Origin of the sequence: Rhodococcus sp. WWJCD1 (assembly GCF_002258735.1) — a bacterium.
Lineage (GTDB): Bacteria > Actinomycetota > Actinomycetes > Mycobacteriales > Mycobacteriaceae > Rhodococcoides.
The window spans coordinates 14,765-32,994 of the sequence record NZ_NOXY01000002.1 but is presented as its reverse complement, the minus strand read 5'-3'; the positions used below and the strand labels follow the sequence as shown (position 1 = coordinate 32,994).

Below are 18,230 nucleotides of genomic sequence, written 5' to 3'. Positions count from 1 at the left end.
GGACACACCCGTCCGCTCTCTCCTCGACTCAGCGGATCCGCGGGCCGTTCCTTCGTTCCTGCTGCCCCGGAGTCTCCTTCATGCCTACTACTCACCTCCCCGTCGGCTTGGCCCGACGTACCGCATCGTTGTCCAGCTCGGCCATCCGTGATCTTCTTGCCCTCACCGCACGCGACGACGTCATCAGCCTGGCGGGAGGCCTGCCGGCCACGGATCTGATCCCCGTCGACCGCATCGCGGCTGCTGCCGACGCGGTACTGCGGAGCCCCGATGCCGTCCAATACTGCGAGACTGCCGGTCATCGCACGCTGCGCAGCGTGATCGCGGCCAGAGAGAGCGCCGTGCGCGGGGGAGTGACGGTTCCGACGGACACCGTCGTCGTCACGCACGGATCGCAGCAGGCCCTGACGCTGCTCGCGCAGGCGCTGATCGACCCGGGTGCCGTTGTCGTCGTTGACGAGCCCGCGTATACCGGTGCGCTGCAGGTGTTCTCGATCGCCGAGGCACGGATCGAGGCAATCGAAATCGACGACGACGGGATGGACACCGCGGAACTCGAACGACGGTTGACGGCGGGGCTGCGTCCCGCGGTGGTCCACACGGTCGCCAACTTCCACAACCCTCGCGGGGTCACGATGAGCGAGCACCGGCGTCGGCACCTCGCGGCGCTCGCGGATCACTACGGATTCTGGGTGATCGAGGACGACCCGTACGGCGAGATCTGGTTCGCAGCAACAGGCTCTGTGCACGGTACGGGCGCACCGCCGCCGCCGATAGCCTGTTTCGGCGATCGCGTCATCCGGCTGTCGAGTGCGTCGAAGATCCTCGCTCCGACGCTGCGTGTCGGCTGGTTCGTCGCACCACCCGCCGTGTGTGCGGCTGTGGAGCTCCTCAAGCAGGGTGCCGATCTGTGCGGTTCCTCGATGACGCAGCTGATGGCGGCGAGCATGCTCGGCGACACTGCATGGTTGGACGCGCACTTGACGACACTGCGTCGCGAGTATTCTTGCCGTGCAACGGCATTGACGGATGCGCTCGATGCCGAGTTCTCCGCGCGGCTCACGGTCTCGCGCCCGACGGGTGGAATGTTCGCCTGGGCGACGTTCGAGGACGGGACCGATACGAGCGAGTTGCTCGCGGTCGCCCTGGAGCATGGAGTCGCCTTCGTTCCCGGCTCGGCGTTTGCGTCGGCCGAGCAGTACGGCCGCTCGCTCCGGTTGAGCTTCGCGGGATCGACCCCGGCAGAGCTGGCGGAGGCGGTGCGTCGATTGGGCGCTGCACACACGTCCATCCGCACTCGCTGACCTCGCGGAGCCCGGTCGGCAGGTTCTGCGCGTGGCGGACCTGGGGCGGTAACCTGACATGCACGTAGTGCGCGGGGTTTTTCGACGGATAGGGAGCGTCACAGTGAGCAACCGATCGAACACGAAGTTCCTCGGACCCACCCAGCGGGTGGAGGCGTGGGACCAGCTCGGAACCGAGCAGTTCGACGTCGTGGTCGTCGGCGGTGGCGTCGTCGGCTCCGGTGCGGCCCTCGACGCGGCGACGCGGGGTCTGAAGGTGGCTCTGGTCGAGGCGCGTGATTATGCGTCGGGCACCTCGTCTCGCTCGTCGAAGATGTTCCACGGCGGGCTCCGCTATCTCGAGCAGCTCGAGTTCGGGCTCGTACGCGAGGCGCTGCACGAACGAGAACTCTCGTTGTCCACACTCGCACCTCACCTGGTCAAGCCGCTGAAGTTTCTGTTTCCGCTCACTCATCGCCTGTGGGAGCGCCCGTACATCGCCGCGGGCATCTTTCTCTACGACCGGATGGGTGGGGCCAAATCGGTTCCGCAGCAGAAGCATCTGACGCGTTCCGGTGCGTTGCGGATGTCGCCCGGCATCAAACGGAAGTCGCTGATCGGCGGAATTCGGTACTACGACACCGTCGTCGACGATGCCCGGCACACCATGACCGTCGCCAGAACGGCCGCTCACTACGGCGCGGTGGTTCGTACATCCACCCAGGTCGTCGGGTTCCTGCGGGAGGCAGATCGCGTATCCGGTGTGCGAGTGCGCGATTCGGAGACCGGTGCCACCACGGAAGTACGCGCACACGTGGTGATCAACGCCACCGGCGTGTGGACCGACGAGATCCAATCGCTGTCCAACATGCGCGGACGGTTTCGGGTGCGAGCATCGAAGGGTGTGCACATCGTGGTGCCGCGCGACCGAATCGTCAGCGAAGCCGCGATCATTCTGCGCACCGAGAAATCCGTGCTCTTCATCATCCCGTGGGGTGCGCACTGGATCATCGGCACCACCGACACCGACTGGAATCTCGATCTTGCCCATCCGGCCGCGACCAAGGCCGACATCGACTACATCCTGGGTGAGGTCAACGGTGTGCTCGTCACGCCGCTCACCCATGAGGACATCGACGGTGTTTATGCGGGCCTGCGGCCACTGCTGGCAGGCGAGAGCGACGAGACCTCCAAGCTCTCTCGCGAGCACGCGGTCGCTCGCGTGGCACCGGGACTCATCGCCATCGCCGGCGGCAAGTACACGACCTACCGAGTGATGGCCGAGGACGCCGTCGATCTGGCGGCGGAGGACATTCCGGTGCGGGTGGCGTCATCGATCACCGAGAAGGTGCCCCTCGTCGGTGCCGACGGTTACTTCGCTCTGGTCAATCAGGCACCGCATCTGGGCGAGATGTACAACTTGCATCCACATCGGGTGACGCACCTGCTGGACCGATACGGTTCGCTGATCGACGAGGTGTTGGCGATGGCGGACGGGAAACCCGAACTGCTGCAACCACTCACCGATGCACCGTCCTATCTGCAGGTCGAGGTGGTCTATGCGGCGGCGGCGGAGGGCGCGTTGCACCTGGAGGACGTGCTGTCGCGTCGTACCCGGATTTCCATCGAGTACTCGCACCGTGGGATGAACTGCGCGGGTCAGGTGGCAGCGTTGATCGCGCCTGTTCTGGGGTGGGACGAGGCCATGGTCGATCGTGAAGTCGAGACCTACCGCGCCCGGGTGGAGGCCGAGATCGAATCGCAGCGCCAGCCCGACGACGAATCGGCGGACGCTTTGCGGGTCGTCGCTCCTGAGGCCCGACAGGAAATTCTGGAACCGGTTCGCGGGTTCTGAGTCAGCGAGTTCGCACCAGTGTTCTGGGTGCGCGAGCCGCCGTTGCGCCGGAGACGGCCATGACCAGCAGGGTGAGTATCGCCAATGTCAACATGGGATCCATGGTGATCGGCGAAGCTGTGAGCAGGCTTGGTCTCACCTGACAGTGAGCCGTCAGGTTTGGTCCCGGCGGTGCTGATCAGAGTGAGTATGCGAGTCGAGCTGCGCTCGCAGGAACGCCCTTTCGGCCGGCGACGGGTCGAGAGCCAGAGCGGTTGTTCGTGCACTTCTGGCTTCCTCCGCCCGGCCGAGTCGATCCAGCATCACAGCTCGACAGGCATGCCAGAGATAGTGCCCACTCAGAGAGTCGATGGCGTCGAGTGCATCGAGTCCGGCGGCAGGACCCTGACTTTCCCCGACGGCGACACCTCGGTTGAGTGCCACGATCGGTGTGTTCTCCACGACGGCAAGAGCGTCGTACAGCACGACGATCCGAGACCAGTCGGTGTCGGCGTAGGTTGCCGCACCGGAGTGACATGCTGCGATGGCTGCCTGGATGGTGTATCGGCTGGGGTGGGTGTCGTTTCGCCGTAGCGCACTGTCCACCCACTGCATGCCCTCCTCGATGGCCTCTCTGTTCCAGCGAGATCGGTCCTGATCTTCGAGCCTGACCAGGCCGCCCTCCCCGTCCGTTCTCGTGGCCCGGCGCGAATCCGTGAACAGCATCAATGCCAGCAGCCCTCGAAGAGACGGCTCGTCCGGCATGAGGTCGATCATCAGGCGGGCCAACCGAATTGCTTCGTCGCATAACTGAGGCCGCACCAGAGTCTCGCCGCCGAGATGCCCCGCGGTGAACAGCAGGTACACCGTGGTGGACACCGCGTCCAGTCGTTGCGGTAACTCCGCCGAATCCGGTACTCGGTACGGAATGTTGGCAGCGGCGATCTTCTTCTTCGCGCGCGTGAGGCGTTTGGCCATGGTGGCTTCGGGCACGAGCATCAGGCGTGCGACGTCGACAGTGGCCAGCCCGCAGAGGGTGCGCAGGCTCAGTGCCACCTGCGCCTCGACGGAGAGAGTCGGATGGCAGCAGGTGAAGACCAACCGCAGTAGGTCGTCACTGACCGAATCCTGGTCTCCGTCACTCCAATCCTGTTTCAGCAGTGCAAGATTCGCTGCCTCCCGCTCCTTGGCGCTGCGCCCGGCCTCGCGTCTGACGATGTCGAGCGCCTTGTTGCGAGCCACGGTCGTGAGCCAGGCGCGGGGGTTGTCGGGCACACCCGACCGAGGCCAGTGGGCGAGTGCGGCCACCACGGCCTCGGACACCGCGTCTTCGGCGACGGCAAGACTGCCGGTGATCCGCACGAGGGTCGCCAGAACTCGGCGACCCTCGTCACGAACCACGGCCGCCAGGTGCTCGGCCGGTGTGCTCACTGAGCCATCGGGATGATCGGCCGTACTTCGATTGCTCCGTTCCACGCCGCGGGGATCTGTGCTGCCAATGCAATTGCCGCGTCGAGATCCTGTGCCTCGAGGAGGAAGAACCCTGCGAGTACCTCTTTTGCTTCGGCGAACGGACCGTCCGTCGTCAAAACGTCGCCGCCCTTCCCACCCGACACGCGCACCGTGGTGGCGGTCGACGTGGGGTGAAGGACAGCGCCGCCGGTGATCGCGGGTCCGGCCGCGGCCCTGAATGCACCGTATTCGGCCATTTCGTCCGCCACGTCGGGCGAGGTCCAGTCGGCATCATGGGTGTAGACGATGGCTGCGTATGCGGTCATGGTGAGCTCCTGAAGAATCGTCGTGGTCGGCGCCGATCGTCGACCTACAACCGAAGGACGAACGGGGTTCGTCGAAAAGGACACCATGGACCGGACAATCTCGCCAGACCTCAGTTCTGACAGTGCGGGCAATAGTAGATCTGCCGCTCCTCGAGCGGGTTGTCACCGATGAGCCCGAACTCGATGGTGGTTCCGCACCGTCGGCACGGCTTGTTCTCCCGGCCGTACACCCAGAAGTGTCGGCCGGGTCGCCGATCTCCAGTGGTGACGCGCTGATTTCGATCCTTGTTGGCCATGATCAATCGATAGGACAGGTCGATCGTCTTCTTCAGGTCACCGGCGTCGCCGACCGGCGTGCGTGGGTCGACGCCACGGAGAAAGCAGATCTCGTTGCGGTAGACATTGCCGAGGCCGGCGATGTTGCGCTGGTCGAGCAGAGCGAGTCCGACGGGACGAGCCGGATCCGACTCCAGATTGGTGAGGGCGACGTCGGGGTCCCAGTCGGGTCCGAGAAGGTCCGGTCCGAGGTATCCGACGGCCTCCTCTTCGTCCTCGATGATGTCGAGCACTCCGAGTTCGAACCCGATGGCCTGCGCGTTCGCGGTGTTCAAGATGATGCGCGCCTGGAACGCCGGGCGACGCCACCTCGCACCGGGTGCATAGACGTGCCAGGTGCCCTCCATCTTGAGGTGCGAATGAATGGAGTAACCGCCCACCCGAATCAGCAGATGCTTGCCGCGCGACGCGACAGAGTCGACCGTCTTGCCGGTGAAATCTACTGTGGCATAACGTGGTACGCGAATGTCACAGGTGGTGAGTTGCTGTCCCTCCAGCGCCGCCCGCAGAGTGTTGGCCGCGCGCCAGACCGTATCGCCCTCGGGCATCGGTGTCGGTGTCCTCTCTGATGTTCTTCTCGGTCACGGATGATTCAGCGGCGCAAGCGAAGCCCTCGTGGTGTTGCCGAGAAACCTGCTTCGGTCAGTGTCTTGGAGAAGTCCGTGCCGTGGATGTCGTGACCGTTGATCCGTTCGACGAGCAGTTTGTCGACTCCGCCGCGCTTGACTATGCCTGCCAATGCTGTTGCCGCAGAGGCGATGTCCTCGGTATTGTCGCCGAACGTCAGCACCGACTTTCCGCCACGTTCGACGAACATCGTCAATTCGCCTCGGACGAGGACGACCAATGCACCGGCCTTGCGGCCCGGCCGATGCTTCGTCGTTTCGTCCGGCTTCTCGCCGACACCAGCCTCGCCACCACCGGCTTTCGGCCAGGGCAGTGCTCCGCCGTAGGGGTTGGCCGGATCGCACGACGCGAGTACGACGGCGCTGGCGTTCTTCTTCGGTTCGTCGTAACTGCGCAACCGGTCGACCACGTCGGAGGTGGAGAACTGGGCACCGCCGAGCGAATCGACGAAGTAGCCGCGACGGCATCGACCGGAATCCTCGAACCCGGTGAGCACCTTGTACATCGTGGCGAATCCGCCCGGGACCCCTTCGTTCATCACCGAGCCGCGGGTCACCACGCCGTAGCGCTCGAGAAGTACGTCTGCGGTGGCATGAGCGCGAACGGTGAGGTCGGGTTCGAGTTCGGGCAATCGTGACCATCGACCGCCGGCCGTCGGTGGGCCGGTGCGGGTGGGCAGTGACGGCCGCTCGAACTGACGGTAGGAACGCAGGCGCGGTGTGCGACGTGGGGATCGATGACTCGGGGCCGAGCGGGTGGCTGTGGAGTTCAGCAGTGCGCGCAGCGGCGCGAACGTGTCGTTGCTCAGACGCCCTGCCCACACCAACTCCCACAAGGCAGCCTGCAGCGCCGTGTCGTCGGTACTGCCGACGGTGTCGGAGAGTTGCCGAAAGAAGTACGCACCGCCGCCCGCGACGGCGTCCTGAATTCGAATCTGCAACTCCGACAGATCGGATTCGGCTGCGGGTACGAGGGTGAGGGGTGCGGTGTCGGCCATGTGCAGGCTCACCCAGCCGTCCTTGGACGAGATCGCACCGTGCCCCGACCACAACACCTCACCGGTGGAGGTGAGTTCGTCGAGCATCGCCGGGCTGTAATCGGTCACTCGCGACGAGAGCACGAGAGATTCCCAGGCCGATGCCGGAACGGGAACGCCCGCAAGTTGTTCGATGACGGTTGCGACTCCGTCGATGCCACTCAGACGTCGGCTGTCCACGTGCTGCCACGCGGGCAGGAAGCGGCCGAGGGTGGCGGTGGAGACGGGTTCCACCTCCTGCCGAGCCGCAGCGAGCGACCGACGCCGCAATCGCCGGAGAACCTCGCCGTCGCACCATTCGCTGCCCGCGGCACCGGGTCGGAACTCGCCCTCGACGACGCGTTTGTCGACAGCCAATCTGCGCAGGACGTCGCGTACCACGGCGGTGCCGACGCCGAACCGCGCCGCTGCGTCGTCGAGGGTGAACGGTCCGTGGGTTCGTGCGTACCGGCTGATCAGGTCGACCAGCGGGTCGTCGACGGGTTCTATGAATGCGGCCGGGGTGCCGATGGGTAGTGGAACACCGAGTGCGTCGCGCAAGCGAGCCGCGTCCTCGATGGCCGTCCACCAGGTCTGTCCGGCGAACGTGACCTCCATGGCCCTTTTGGCATCGGCGAGTTCGGTGAGCCATTGCGGGAATTCGTCGCCGTTGGTTCGCAGCCCGATTTCGTCCACGGTCAACGGGCCGAGCAGCCGCAACAGATCTGCTACGCCTTCGATGTCCTTGGCATGTCTGTCCTCGGGCAGTCTCTGCAACTCGAGTTCGGTGGTGGTGATGACGCCGGCGTCCAGCAACTCTCGCAGCTCGACGCGTCCGAGCAACTCGGCCAGCAGCGCGGAGTCCAGTGACAGTGCAGCGGCCCGGCGTTCGGCCAGGGGGCTGTCGCCCTCGTACATGAAAGCGCCGACGTAGTTGAACAGCAGCGAATTGGCGAACGGTGACGGCGATGGTGTCTCGACGTCGACGATTCTGATCTGGCGCCGACCGATGCGGGCCAGGATGTCTTCGAGGGCGGGGAGGTCGTAGACGTCCTGGAGGCATTCGCGGACGGTTTCGAGCAGGATCGGGAACGTCGGATACTTGCGTGCCACGTCGAGCAGCTGCGCCGAACGCTGCCGTTGTTGCCACAGCGGTGCCCGCTTGCCCGGGTTGCGGCGGGGCAGAAGTAGTGCGCGAGCGGCACATTCGCGAAATCTGGACGCGAACAATGCCGATCCGCCGACCTGTTCGGTGACGATGTCGGCAATCTCGTCGCGCTCGAACACGAACAGCTCCGCGCCGGGTGGCTGATCGTCGGTATCGGGGAGTCGGACGATGATGCCGTCGTCGGAGGCCGTGGGGGCGGCATCGATGCCGTAGCGCTCGATCAGTCTCGCGCCCACCGCGAGTGCCCACGGCGCGTGTACCTGCTGGCCGTAGGTCGAATGCAGCACCAGTCGCCAGTCGCCCAGTTCGTCGCGGAACCGTTCGACGATCATCGTCTTGTCGGTGGGCAGTTGACCCGTCGCCTCCAGTTGCTCGTCGAGCAACGCGATCAGGTTGTTGACGGCGTTCGCATCGAGGCCGTCGGTGCTCAGTCGTTCGGCCAAGTTGCTGCGATCGGTGGTGCTCCGCAGGAACTCGCCCAGAGCCCGACCCAGTTCCGCCGGCCGACCGAGACCGTCGCCGTGCCAGAACGGGAGCCTTCCCGGTTGGCCGTACGCCGGACTGACCAACACCCGGTCGTGGGTGATCTCCTCGATGCGCCAGCTGGTGGCACCGAGCGCGAAGACGTCACCCACTCGTGACTCGTAGACCATCTCTTCGTCGAGTTCGCCTACTCTGGACTGCTTTTCGCCGACCATGTAGACGGTGAACAATCCGCGGTCGGGGATGGTTCCGCCAGAGGTGACCGCCAATCGCTGCGACCCGGGCCGGCCGGTGAGGGTGTTGGCGTCGCGGTCCCACACGAGCCTCGGTCGGAGTTCGGCGAACTCGTCCGAGGGGTAGCGCCCCGAGAGCAGATCCAGAGTCGATTCGTAGGCCGAACGGGGCAGCGTGGCGAAACTGCCTGTGCGACGGACGGAATCGAACCAGTCCTCGGCGTCGATGGGTTCGAGGGCGCAGGCCGCGACAGTTTGTTGGGCCAGCACGTCGAGCGGATTGGCGGGTACGAACAGTGCCTCGATCTTGCCCGACGTCATGCGTTCGACCGTGACCGCGCAGTGGATCAGGTCGGTGCGGTGTTTGGGGAACAGCACGCCCTTGGAGATCTCGCCTACCTGGTGTCCCGCGCGTCCGACGCGTTGGAGCCCGCTGGCCACCGACGGCGGTGCCTCGACCTGAACGACCAGATCGACCGCGCCCATGTCGATTCCGAGTTCGAGGCTGCTGGTGGCGACGACGCAGCGCAACCGCCCGGTCTTGAGGTCGTCCTCGATCAGTGCGCGTTGGTCCTTGCTGACGCTGCCGTGGTGGGCCCGGGCCAACAACGGATCGGCACCGTGGTTCACGTCGTTGGGAGTGCCGACCTGCGACGGCGGCTTGTGTTGTGTCTCGACGCCGTCGCCGATTCGCTCGGCATACACCTCGTTCAGCCGCGCCGTGAGTCGCTCGGCGAGCCTTCGCGAGTTCGCGAACACGATGCACGAACTGTGCTCGAGGATGAGATCGACCATCTTCTCTTCGACGTGCGGCCAGATCGAGCCCTGCGCCGGGGGAGCGGCGGAGGTATCGGCGTTCGGATCGGTGACACCCAGTTCGGTCATGTCCTCGACGGGTACCTGGACCGTCAGGTCGAACGTTTTGGGGGCAGGCGGGGCGACGATCTCGATGGGAGCAGCTCCGGCCAGGAACCGTCCGACCTCCTCGTGCGGGCGAACCGTCGCGGACAGGCCGATGCGCTGCGCCGGCTTGTCCAGCATGCCGTCGAGCCGTTCGAGCGACACCGCGAGATGTGCGCCGCGTTTGGTGCCGGCCACGGCGTGCACCTCGTCGACGATCACGGTGTCGACCTCGGCGAGAATGTCTCGCGCTGCCGAGGTGAGCATGAGGAACAGCGACTCCGGGGTGGTGATCAGAATGTCCGGGGGAGTCTTGATCATGTTCCGACGGTCGGCGGCGCTGGTGTCGCCGGAGCGCACGCCCACCGAGATCTCGGGTGGATCGAGGCCGAGTCGCTTGGCCGTCTGAGTGATACCGACCAGGGGAGCGCGCAGGTTACGTTCGACGTCGACCGCCAGCGCTTTGAGCGGGGAGATGTAGAGGACCTTCGTCTTGCGCTTGCTGTCCGCACCCAGTTGCGCCAGCTCGTCCAGAGCCCACAGAAAGGCCGAGAGGGTCTTGCCCGATCCGGTCGGTGCGACGACAAGAGTGTGAGCGCCGCTCGAGATCGACGACCAGGCACCCAGCTGCGCGGAGGTGGGGGCCGGAAAAGCGCCGGTGAACCACTCGCGAGTAGGCCGCGACAGCTTCTCCATCACTGACAGCTCGTCCGCTGCTCCTGCGCCGATACCGTGCCTGGCCATCCCACCATCATGCCCCGGGGCGCCGACAGATAATCCCCGTGCAGCTCGGGTTCACCGAGCCCGTGTTGTTTCCCTCGATTCGGGTACCCGGTCGCCATGACCGACGACCAAGAGACCATGCAGAAGATTTCCGCAAAACTCGATGCTCTGCTCGGCAGCAAGACCAACGGCCTGCAGAACGAGGTTCCCCCGGGAGCGAGCATCCAGTCCGACGAGGACGACGCCGAGCAAGGGCCGCTCGGTCGTGACTACCACCTGGCGAGCAAGTACGCACAGGCGCTCGCGATCAACGAGCCCCAGGTCATCGACCGCGACGAATTCGACCGGTTGGTCGCCGAGTACGGCTGATCCGGCTCTGGCATCGACCCCGGCCCGGTAGGGCCGGGGTCTCGTCGTGTCCGGAGAACCTGGCGAACACCGCGGCATCGGATCTACAGTCGATGGGGTGACCGAACGCAAGAAGCCAGGAGTCACGTTCGAGTCCTGGGTGGACAAGCAAATCCGTCAGGCCCAGGACGAGGGTGCCTTCGAGGGGCTCGAGGGGGCCGGTAAGCCGATTCCGTCGGGCGATCCCCGGGACGAGTTGTGGTGGGTTCGCGGCTACCTGAAGCGGGAGAATCTCCCGGCCGACGCGTTGTTGCCCACCGCGCTGCAGCTGCGCAAGGAGATCGAGCGGCTGCCGTCCACGCTGATCGGTGTTCGGCGCGAGGACTCGGCACGAGATGTCCTCGACGAGTTGAACGCTCGCATCGTCGACTGGATTCGGTTTCCGACGCCGCCGATCGTTCCGTTGGGGCCGGTCGATGTCGACGCATGGCTGGAAAAATGGCGAACCAACCGAGCCGAGGTGGACCGGCTCGAGCGTGAGCATCGCTCGCAGTCGGTCGAGCCCCCTGCGGCAGACTCCGATACCTCTCGACGATCGTGGTGGACGCGTGTGCGTCGAACATTCACCTGGCGGCGCTGAGACCCGTTGTGGTCGTACACAAGGCGAGCGCATCGGCGGCTGTCGACACGAACGGAATGCCGGATGTTCCGTCGACCCGAATTCTCGACGGCAGCAGCCCGTCGGAGTGTGACGGTTCTTCCATCGTCTTCCAGCCGGTGGCCCGCCTGAGAAGTCCGCCGACCAGAGTGTCCGCAGCGTGACGGGTTCCGCTGCGTACGGTGATCGGCGCGGTATCGAGCTCGACTCGAGCGAAACGTAGTGCTGCATCCACGGCCTCGGTGGTCTGCGCCGCCGACGATCGACCGCGTGGACCTGTGCTCAAGCCGTGCCCGGGTAGATCGAGGACCACAACATCGACACCTCCGGCAGTGATGTCCGAGGCCAACGGGGTGAGGTACCGCGCATGCAGACCTGCGTCGGCGACGAGCACCACCGACTGCTCGGATTCGATGGACGCTCGATGGATCTCGGCGTGCACGCTTCCGTGCCCGGTATCGAGCTGTCGATGTTCCACCTGCAGTGCGACAACGTCAGCGCGGCTCAGTGCAACGGCCTCCGATGCCGGGCGTAGCGCTGCTTCGCACGCTATGCCCCGCGCCAGGGCGTCCCCACGACGCAACAGTGACTTGCCCTGCAGCAGAATCATCACCGCGGCACTCTCGTGTGCCGTGAGTGTCGGTGCCCAGCCTGTGGCGCGGCCGAGAGCCGAGGAATCGACGATGGGTTCGCCCGGTGTGACCCACTGGCCGGAAAAGGGGGTGAGCCCCAGGCGGAACGCAACGTTCGCAACATGCGTCGCAGCTTTCTGCGGAACGTCGAACATCAACTGGCCCTGCATCGCAGCGAGTTCGCGCACACCGACCCAGTCCACCGGACCCAGGTTGTACGGGCCGACGAGGTCGGTCTTGGCCGCGCGATGGAAGGCGTCGGCCATGTCGTCCTGGTACAGGAATTGATACGACGCCCGATCCGCCTCCGGGAATGCGCCGATCGGCCCGGTGAACTGGTCGATTCCGTCGTTGGCGAAGTCGGGTCCGATGATGTAGGTGCACCGCAACATGGAGATGGTCATCTCGCCGGGGTGCCTACGGAGCCACCACTCCGCATAATGTTCCACCTCGGCCTTGTCGTAGAAGTAGTAGCGATTGGGATCGCCTGCAGGATAACTGTTCTCGGTGAGCGGCTCCGGCGCGATGTCGGCACCGTACGCGTTGATGCTCGACGCGATCACCACTCGAGCCACGCCCGCTCGATAGGCCGAATCGATGACGTTGCGTGAGCCGCGCAGGTTGATGTCGTGGGTTTCGGCCTTGTCTTTGAGCTCTTCGACCACGAATGCCAGGTGCAGCACGACGTCGCATCCAGCGAACGTTTCCTCGAGGTCGGGAGAGCGAATGTCCGAGCGGAGCGAGGTGAACTTCGGGTGCGTGATCCGGGCTGGGCGACGGGCTATCCCGATGACCGTGTCCACCTCGGGATCCTCGAACAGCCTCGGAAGTATCGCGGCCGCGAAGTCACTGGTGGCTCCGGTGACCGCGATACGCAAGCCGCGGGCGTGATCGCTCATCGGGGCAGCTCTGCTACGGCCTCGATGATCTGCTCGGTGGCGGTCGACAGCTGTTGTTCGGTGTGTGTCGCCATCACGCACAGGCGGAGTATCGCACCGGACTTCGGTACGGCGGGATGCAAGGCGGCGCTGGTGAAGATGCCTCGGTCGTAGAGGTTCTTCCACAAGCTCATGGCCACGAGGTCGTCGCCGATGTGCAGGGAGACGATGGGGGCAGCCGTATCTCCGTGCGGGGTCGCGGAGCGGCCTGCTACGTCGAGCCCGGCCGACTGCAATCCGCCGCGCAAGATCTCGGCGTTCTCGAGTACGCGCCGAGCCCGGTCCTTACCCTCGTCGCTACGGATCAGGCGTACGGAAGCCAACGCTGCACCCACTGCAGCAGGCACGCCCGAGGTCGTGAACAGGAAGGCGCGGGCCTTGACCCGGAGGGTGTCGATCAAGTCACTCGATCCGGTGACGAACCCACCGGTGGAGCTCGGGCTCTTCGACAGCGATGCCATCGTGACGTCGACGTCCTTGGTGATGCCGAACAGCTCGGCTGCTCCGGTGAGTTCGGGCCCGTAGACGCCGAGGCTGTGGGCTTCGTCGACCATCAGCGCTGCGTGGTAGCGGATACACAGATCGGAGACGGCGTCGAGCGGTGCGAGATCGCCCTCCATGGAATACAGGCCGTCGACGATGACCAGCACGGCTCCGTCATCGACGACGGGCTGCTGAAGTTTGGCTTCGAGATCGGCCATGTCGTTGTGCTTGAACTTGACCACCGACGCGCCGGAGAGTGCGCTGCCGTCGCGGATCGATGCGTGTGCCGCCGAATCGACGATCACCGTGTCACCGGGTCCGACGATCGCACTGATCGTTCCCAGATTCGTTTGGTACCCCGTGGTGAAGACGAGTGCGTCGTCGGTTCCGTGCCACTGGGCAATTTCGTGTTCGAGTTCGAGGTGCAGGTCCAAAGTGCCGTTGAGCAAACGACTTCCGGTGACAGCACTTCCGAATGTGTCCAGTGCGTGCTGGGCACCCTCGACAACCTTCGGGTGGTCGGCAATGCCGAGGTAGTTGTTGGACCCGAGCATGATCTTGTCTCGGCCCTCGACGCGGACGACCGGCGCGACGGCCGATTCCATCTTGCGGAAGTAAGGGACCACATCGGCTTCTCGAACCGCACGCAGCAAGTCCACGCGTTCGTCTCCGCCGAGTCGTTTCATCAATCTGTTGACAACCATCATTTACCAGAACTCCTCACAGAGTTGATTGTGGATTGTCGCGAATTCTTGAGTTCATTCGGAGCGGGCAGCATCATCGATTGGTATTCGGCCGAAGAATATTCGATGTTCAAAAAGACGCTCTTGCAGCGGAAAGCAGTTGGTAAATCAGTCCGAAAAAATGATTTGGGTACTTTTTTCTGGGTCAAATTTTACGATATCTTTAGTTTATCTGTGCAGGTAGAGGGGTACGTTGATGGCCAGCGCGAATTCACCCGCTCCACCGCTGTGCTCGAAAATGTTCGACCGCTTTGTCGCGATCAAGTGATGGTACAAATGGTCGTCGCTGCAATCAATTAGTGACACACGATCAACTAGTGACACAAGGAGATGAACTGTGACCGGATTAATGGTGCGCGAAAGAGAAACTCTCGAGAAGTACATGCCTGGCCTTCTGAGCTATCTGGACGCAACCCCGCTGGACCGACTCGAGTCGCGCGAATCGGACGCGATCGACAAGTTTCGGGAGTTCGGTGGTACCGGTTTGGTGGTCCCGGGCGAACTGGGCGGTCTCGGTGCTCCGGCCATCGACGCGGTCCGGGCGCAGAGGGCCATCGGGTCTCGCTCGCCCTCTCTCGGCGCGGGAACCACGATGCACCATCTGTCACTCGCTTCCCTGACGGAGTTCGCGCGCGGTGCCACCGAGGACGACCGAGCGTTGATCAAGGGGTTGGTCGAACAGAAGGCGATCGTCGCGTCCGGATTCTCCGAGGGCGTCACCGGCGGGAGTGTGTTCATCCCGACGATGACGGCCGTGAAGAAGGGGGACAACTACATCGTCAACGGAAGCAAGAAGCCGTGCAGTCTGGCACGTTCGATGGATCTGCTGACCTGCAGTGTCGAGATCGACTCCGGTGACCGCGCGGTCGCTCTGATTCCGGCCAGCCTCCCGGGTATGAGCGTGAAGCCGTTCTGGACCACCGACATTCTGGCCGGCGCACAAAGCGAAGAAGTTCTGCTCGAAGACGTCGAAGTGCCCGCGAGCCTGGTCCTGCCCAACAAGGACGACGACCCCGATGGCGTGCACGAGATGACCGGTTACCTCTGGTTCGGCATGTTGATCTCCGCCAACTACATCGGTGCGGCGACTTCACTGCTCGAGCGGATGATCGAGCAGAACAAGGGCGACTACGAGGGCTACGTTCGGGCGGCGGCCGAACTCGAGGCGTCCATGGCGGCTATCGAGAACGTGGCCCGCGCCTTCGACGAAGGTGAACGCGGACAGGACATCTCGGTGAAACTGTTGTTCAACCGCATTGCGATCCGTGACGCACTGGTCCGTAGTAGTTCGGCTGCCATCGAATCGCTCGGCGGGATCGGCTTCATCAAGTCACCCGAAATCGCTTACGTCGCAGCAGCATTGCACGCGTTCGCATTTCACCCGCCATCACGGCGGTCCATCTCGGAGACCCTGGCCCGTTTCCATGCAGGTGAAGATTTCGCCTTCGTCAAGTAGTGGTCACTCTTCGGTGCGCTCTTCGTCGTTCAACTTGTCTTCGCCTCGGTTTCGGAAGAACTTGAACCCGGGGATGCCGATCACCGCGCGGCGGACGTCTTTGGTGACTCCGAGCAATTCGTGAATCTCGGGGGACACCGTGTCGAGGGTGGCGAGGATGGGGAGCAGAGCTTCCATATGAGCGAGAAGGCCGGGTAACTGATCGACCATGGCAATGGCGGCGTCGACCTCTTCGTCGGACAGGTTGTCGACGAACCTCCGCGCCATGGGCTCGGCCTGCTTGGCGATGGGATCGAACAGTTCGATCAGCTCGAGCGCAGTGTGCGAGGCGACCGATGCCGAGGCGACGACCTCGTCGGCGGCACCGGTCGTTCGCTGCACGCTGGCGACAACGGCGTCGGCCGAGTCGATCACCCGGTCGATGCGTGTCATCAATGTCTCTATGTGGTTCATCAGTGCTTCGATTCGGCCGGGCAGGGTAAGCGCGAATTCGGTTGTGGTGATCATCCAGGTCACCCCGACCCGCGCCACCGCGACTCCGCGCCGGAGCACCGTTTCGGTACCGAGTGGATCGGGGAGCACCACGCCTGCCAACACCAGAGCCATAGGAGCGACAATGCCACACCGACACCACGCCCCGAGTGCCGTTAGCCTCGTAGCATGAGAGCCCTCGTCACCGGTGCCAGCGGATACATCGGGTCGCGGCTGGTGGCAGCTCTGCTGGCAGACGGTGCCGACGTCGTGGTCGGTTCTCGTACGCCGAGCAACCTGCGAACCTTCGACTTCTACGACTCCGTCACTGCGGTATCGCTGGATGTCACCGACCAGCAGTCGTGTGCCGCTGCGTTCGCAGAATCCGGCGACATCGATGTGGCGTACTACCTGGTGCACGCCATCGGTGAGTCCGACTATCGTGCGCAGGATCGACGGTCCGCGGAGCAGTTCGCCGCGGCTGCGGCCCGGGCGGGTGTGCAGCGGATCGTGTATCTGGGTGGCTTCGTACCCGACGACGACCACCTCTCCGAGCATCTCGCGAGTCGCGCGGACGTGGGCGAAGCGTTGACGGTGGACGGGGTCGAGTTGGTCTGGCTCCGAGCCGCCATCGTCATGGGTGCCGGTTCGACGTCGTACGAAATGTTGCGTTATCTTGCCGATCGCTTGCCGGTACTGCCGCTGCCGAGCTGGCTCGCCGAGCCCGTGCAGCCGATCGCTGTCGACGACGTGCTGAACTATCTGGTGGCGTCCGCGGACGGCGAGAAGGTCCCGGCCGGCTCGTACGACATCGGTGGGCCGGACGTGGTGCCGTACCGCGATCTGGTGTTCGCGTATGTCGAAGCTGCCGGTCTTCAACGGGTCGGGGTCCCGGTGCCGTTCGTGCCCACCTCGCTCGCGGGCAAAGTGATCGGCCTGATCATTCCTGTTCCGGCCGGGCTCGCCGAGGATCTGGTGGGGTCGCTGCACAACACGATGACGACGTCGGAGAGCCGGATACGTGAACTCGTTCCCGACCCTCCACGTGGTCTGACCACCATCGCAGACGCCATGGCCCGTAGTGTGCGGGGCATGGTCGGTGAGCCTCCCGGTGTGTGTGCGCTGAAGGATCCGCTTCGGCTGGCGAACACGGATGCGGCGTGGAGCGGCGGCGATGCCCTGGGAGTCCGGCGCCGCGGTGTGGCAGCGTCCTCGGACCGAACCTGGGGCTTGATCGAAGCCCTCGGCGGGCGTCGACTGCTGTCCTCGAAGCCGGTGGCGGCAGCGGTGCGTACCAACCTGGACGTGGTGGCCGGTGTGAACCGACGCGTGTCATCGGCCGTGCGTCGCTTGACCGATACCGAGGAGGCGTGATGGGAACGTGGTCGACGACCGCGCTGAACGTGATGAAGTCCGCGCTGGTCGATCCCGTGGAGCGCGATCACCGAGAATCCGACGCAGCATTCCGCAAGCGCCGGATCATCGTCATGATCACATTGGTGATCGGTGCCACAGTGCTCTACTTTTCGCTCAAGGTCGAGCCCGGCGACCCGTCGTTCTACGCACTGACGCTCGTACTCGCTGCGGTGTGGACGGTGGGCGGACTGCTCTCGGGCCCCCTGCATCTGGGACGCATCGTGGTCGGCGGTTCGATCCGTAGGCCGATCGTCACACCCATCCTGATCGGTCTCGCCGTGGGCGGGGTATTCATGCTCGGCGGCCTGGTCGTACGGCAGATTCCGCCGCTGGCCGATTTCACCGAGAACGTGCTCGCGCACGCCAGGGTGGGCTCGCTGGTTCTGATCGTGTTCATCGCGCTGCTCAACGGGGTCGCGGAGGAGATCTTCTTCCGCGGGGCGCTGTACTCGGCGATCGGCGTGAAGAACCCGGTGATCATCTCGACCGTCGTGTACGCGATCGCCACTCTCGCGTCCGGCAATCCGATGCTCGGCTTCGCCGCTGTGCTGCTGGGGTACGTGATGGGTCTTCAGCGGCGTGCATCGGGAGGAATCCTGGCACCGATACTCACGCACGTCAGTTGGTCGGCGGTCATGGTTCTCGCTCTACCGCCGCTGTTCGTGTGACCGCCGGTGTTCGAGCAGAAAGAGGCGCAAACACCGA

At 64.5% G+C, this 18,230-nt stretch carries 15 protein-coding genes; 8 read left to right on the top strand and 7 right to left on the bottom strand.

The window, feature by feature from the left end; all coding sequences use genetic code 11:
- Positions 1-80 precede the first annotated feature (80 nt).
- Both CH286_RS00225 and glpD read left to right on the top strand, forming a co-directional pair.
- The gene (locus CH286_RS00225) at positions 81-1,304 is read left to right on the top strand and encodes an aminotransferase-like domain-containing protein (protein WP_094608008.1); all 1,224 of its coding nucleotides are present in this window, start codon (positions 81-83) and stop codon (positions 1,302-1,304) included.
- Positions 1,305-1,362: 58 nt separating this feature from the next.
- Entirely contained in the window at positions 1,363-3,138 is a 1,776-nt protein-coding gene (gene glpD / locus CH286_RS00220; protein WP_371828282.1) for a glycerol-3-phosphate dehydrogenase, read from the top strand.
- A 153-nt stretch (positions 3,139-3,291) separates the two neighbouring features.
- Here glpD and CH286_RS00215 read toward each other — a convergent pair whose 3' ends face one another.
- The 4 genes from CH286_RS00215 to CH286_RS00200 form a co-directional block, all read right to left on the bottom strand.
- Positions 3,292-4,548 (bottom strand): RNA polymerase sigma factor, encoded by a 1,257-nt coding sequence (locus tag CH286_RS00215; protein WP_212709759.1) that lies wholly within the window; start codon positions 4,546-4,548, stop codon positions 3,292-3,294.
- Positions 4,545-4,895 (bottom strand): YciI family protein, encoded by a 351-nt coding sequence (locus CH286_RS00210; RefSeq protein WP_094608019.1) that lies wholly within the window; start codon positions 4,893-4,895, stop codon positions 4,545-4,547. The genes CH286_RS00215 and CH286_RS00210 overlap by 4 nt, the downstream gene beginning before the upstream one ends.
- A 110-nt stretch (positions 4,896-5,005) precedes the next feature.
- Complete coding sequence (locus CH286_RS00205; protein WP_094608007.1) at positions 5,006-5,779, bottom strand: DNA-formamidopyrimidine glycosylase family protein; 774 nt, start codon at positions 5,777-5,779, stop codon at positions 5,006-5,008.
- Between the two features lie 44 nt (positions 5,780-5,823).
- Positions 5,824-10,401: an ATP-dependent helicase gene (locus tag CH286_RS00200; RefSeq protein ID WP_441347097.1), complete on the bottom strand. Its 4,578-nt coding sequence runs from the start codon at positions 10,399-10,401 to the stop codon at positions 5,824-5,826.
- Between the two features lie 96 nt (positions 10,402-10,497).
- On the opposite strand from CH286_RS00200, the gene CH286_RS00195 reads away from it, so the two are divergent.
- Both CH286_RS00195 and CH286_RS00190 read left to right on the top strand, forming a co-directional pair.
- Positions 10,498-10,749 (top strand): hypothetical protein, encoded by a 252-nt coding sequence (locus CH286_RS00195; protein WP_032376853.1) that lies wholly within the window; start codon positions 10,498-10,500, stop codon positions 10,747-10,749.
- 97 nt (positions 10,750-10,846) lie between these two features.
- Positions 10,847-11,368 carry a J-domain-containing protein gene (locus CH286_RS00190; protein ID WP_094608017.1) on the top strand — a complete coding sequence of 174 codons (522 nt, stop codon included), beginning with the start codon at positions 10,847-10,849 and terminating at the stop codon, positions 11,366-11,368.
- Here the strand turns inward: CH286_RS00190 and CH286_RS00185 are convergent.
- Both CH286_RS00185 and CH286_RS00180 read right to left on the bottom strand, forming a co-directional pair.
- Positions 11,352-12,917 (bottom strand): NAD-dependent epimerase/dehydratase family protein, encoded by a 1,566-nt coding sequence (locus tag CH286_RS00185; RefSeq protein WP_094608006.1) that lies wholly within the window; start codon positions 12,915-12,917, stop codon positions 11,352-11,354. The two genes, CH286_RS00190 and CH286_RS00185, sit on opposite strands and share 17 nt — an antisense overlap.
- Positions 12,914-14,146 (bottom strand): aminotransferase class I/II-fold pyridoxal phosphate-dependent enzyme, encoded by a 1,233-nt coding sequence (locus CH286_RS00180; protein ID WP_255182525.1) that lies wholly within the window; start codon positions 14,144-14,146, stop codon positions 12,914-12,916. Before CH286_RS00180 ends, CH286_RS00185 begins: the two co-directional genes overlap by 4 nt.
- Positions 14,147-14,191: 45 nt before the next feature.
- Here CH286_RS00180 and CH286_RS00175 point away from each other — a divergent pair, with 45 nt between their 5' ends.
- Positions 14,192-14,482 carry a hypothetical protein gene (locus tag CH286_RS00175; protein WP_141215759.1) on the top strand — a complete coding sequence of 97 codons (291 nt, stop codon included), beginning with the start codon at positions 14,192-14,194 and terminating at the stop codon, positions 14,480-14,482.
- Between the two features lie 37 nt (positions 14,483-14,519).
- Entirely contained in the window at positions 14,520-15,638 is a 1,119-nt protein-coding gene (locus CH286_RS00170; protein ID WP_032404801.1) for an acyl-CoA dehydrogenase family protein, read from the top strand.
- Positions 15,639-15,641: 3 nt separating this feature from the next.
- Here the strand turns inward: CH286_RS00170 and CH286_RS00165 are convergent, their stop codons facing one another.
- Positions 15,642-16,244, bottom strand: a complete 603-nt coding sequence (locus CH286_RS00165; protein ID WP_032404802.1) for a hypothetical protein — start codon at positions 16,242-16,244, stop codon at positions 15,642-15,644.
- 54 nt (positions 16,245-16,298) lie between these two features.
- Between CH286_RS00165 and CH286_RS00160 the strand changes: the two genes are divergently transcribed.
- A complete protein-coding gene (locus CH286_RS00160) occupies positions 16,299-17,483 on the top strand; it encodes an NAD(P)H-binding protein (RefSeq protein ID WP_094608005.1) in 1,185 nt (394 codons plus the stop codon).
- Positions 17,483-18,193 (top strand): CPBP family intramembrane glutamic endopeptidase, encoded by a 711-nt coding sequence (locus tag CH286_RS00155; protein ID WP_032376859.1) that lies wholly within the window; start codon positions 17,483-17,485, stop codon positions 18,191-18,193. Before CH286_RS00160 ends, CH286_RS00155 begins: the two co-directional genes overlap by 1 nt.
- The last annotated feature ends 37 nt before the right edge of the window (positions 18,194-18,230 follow it).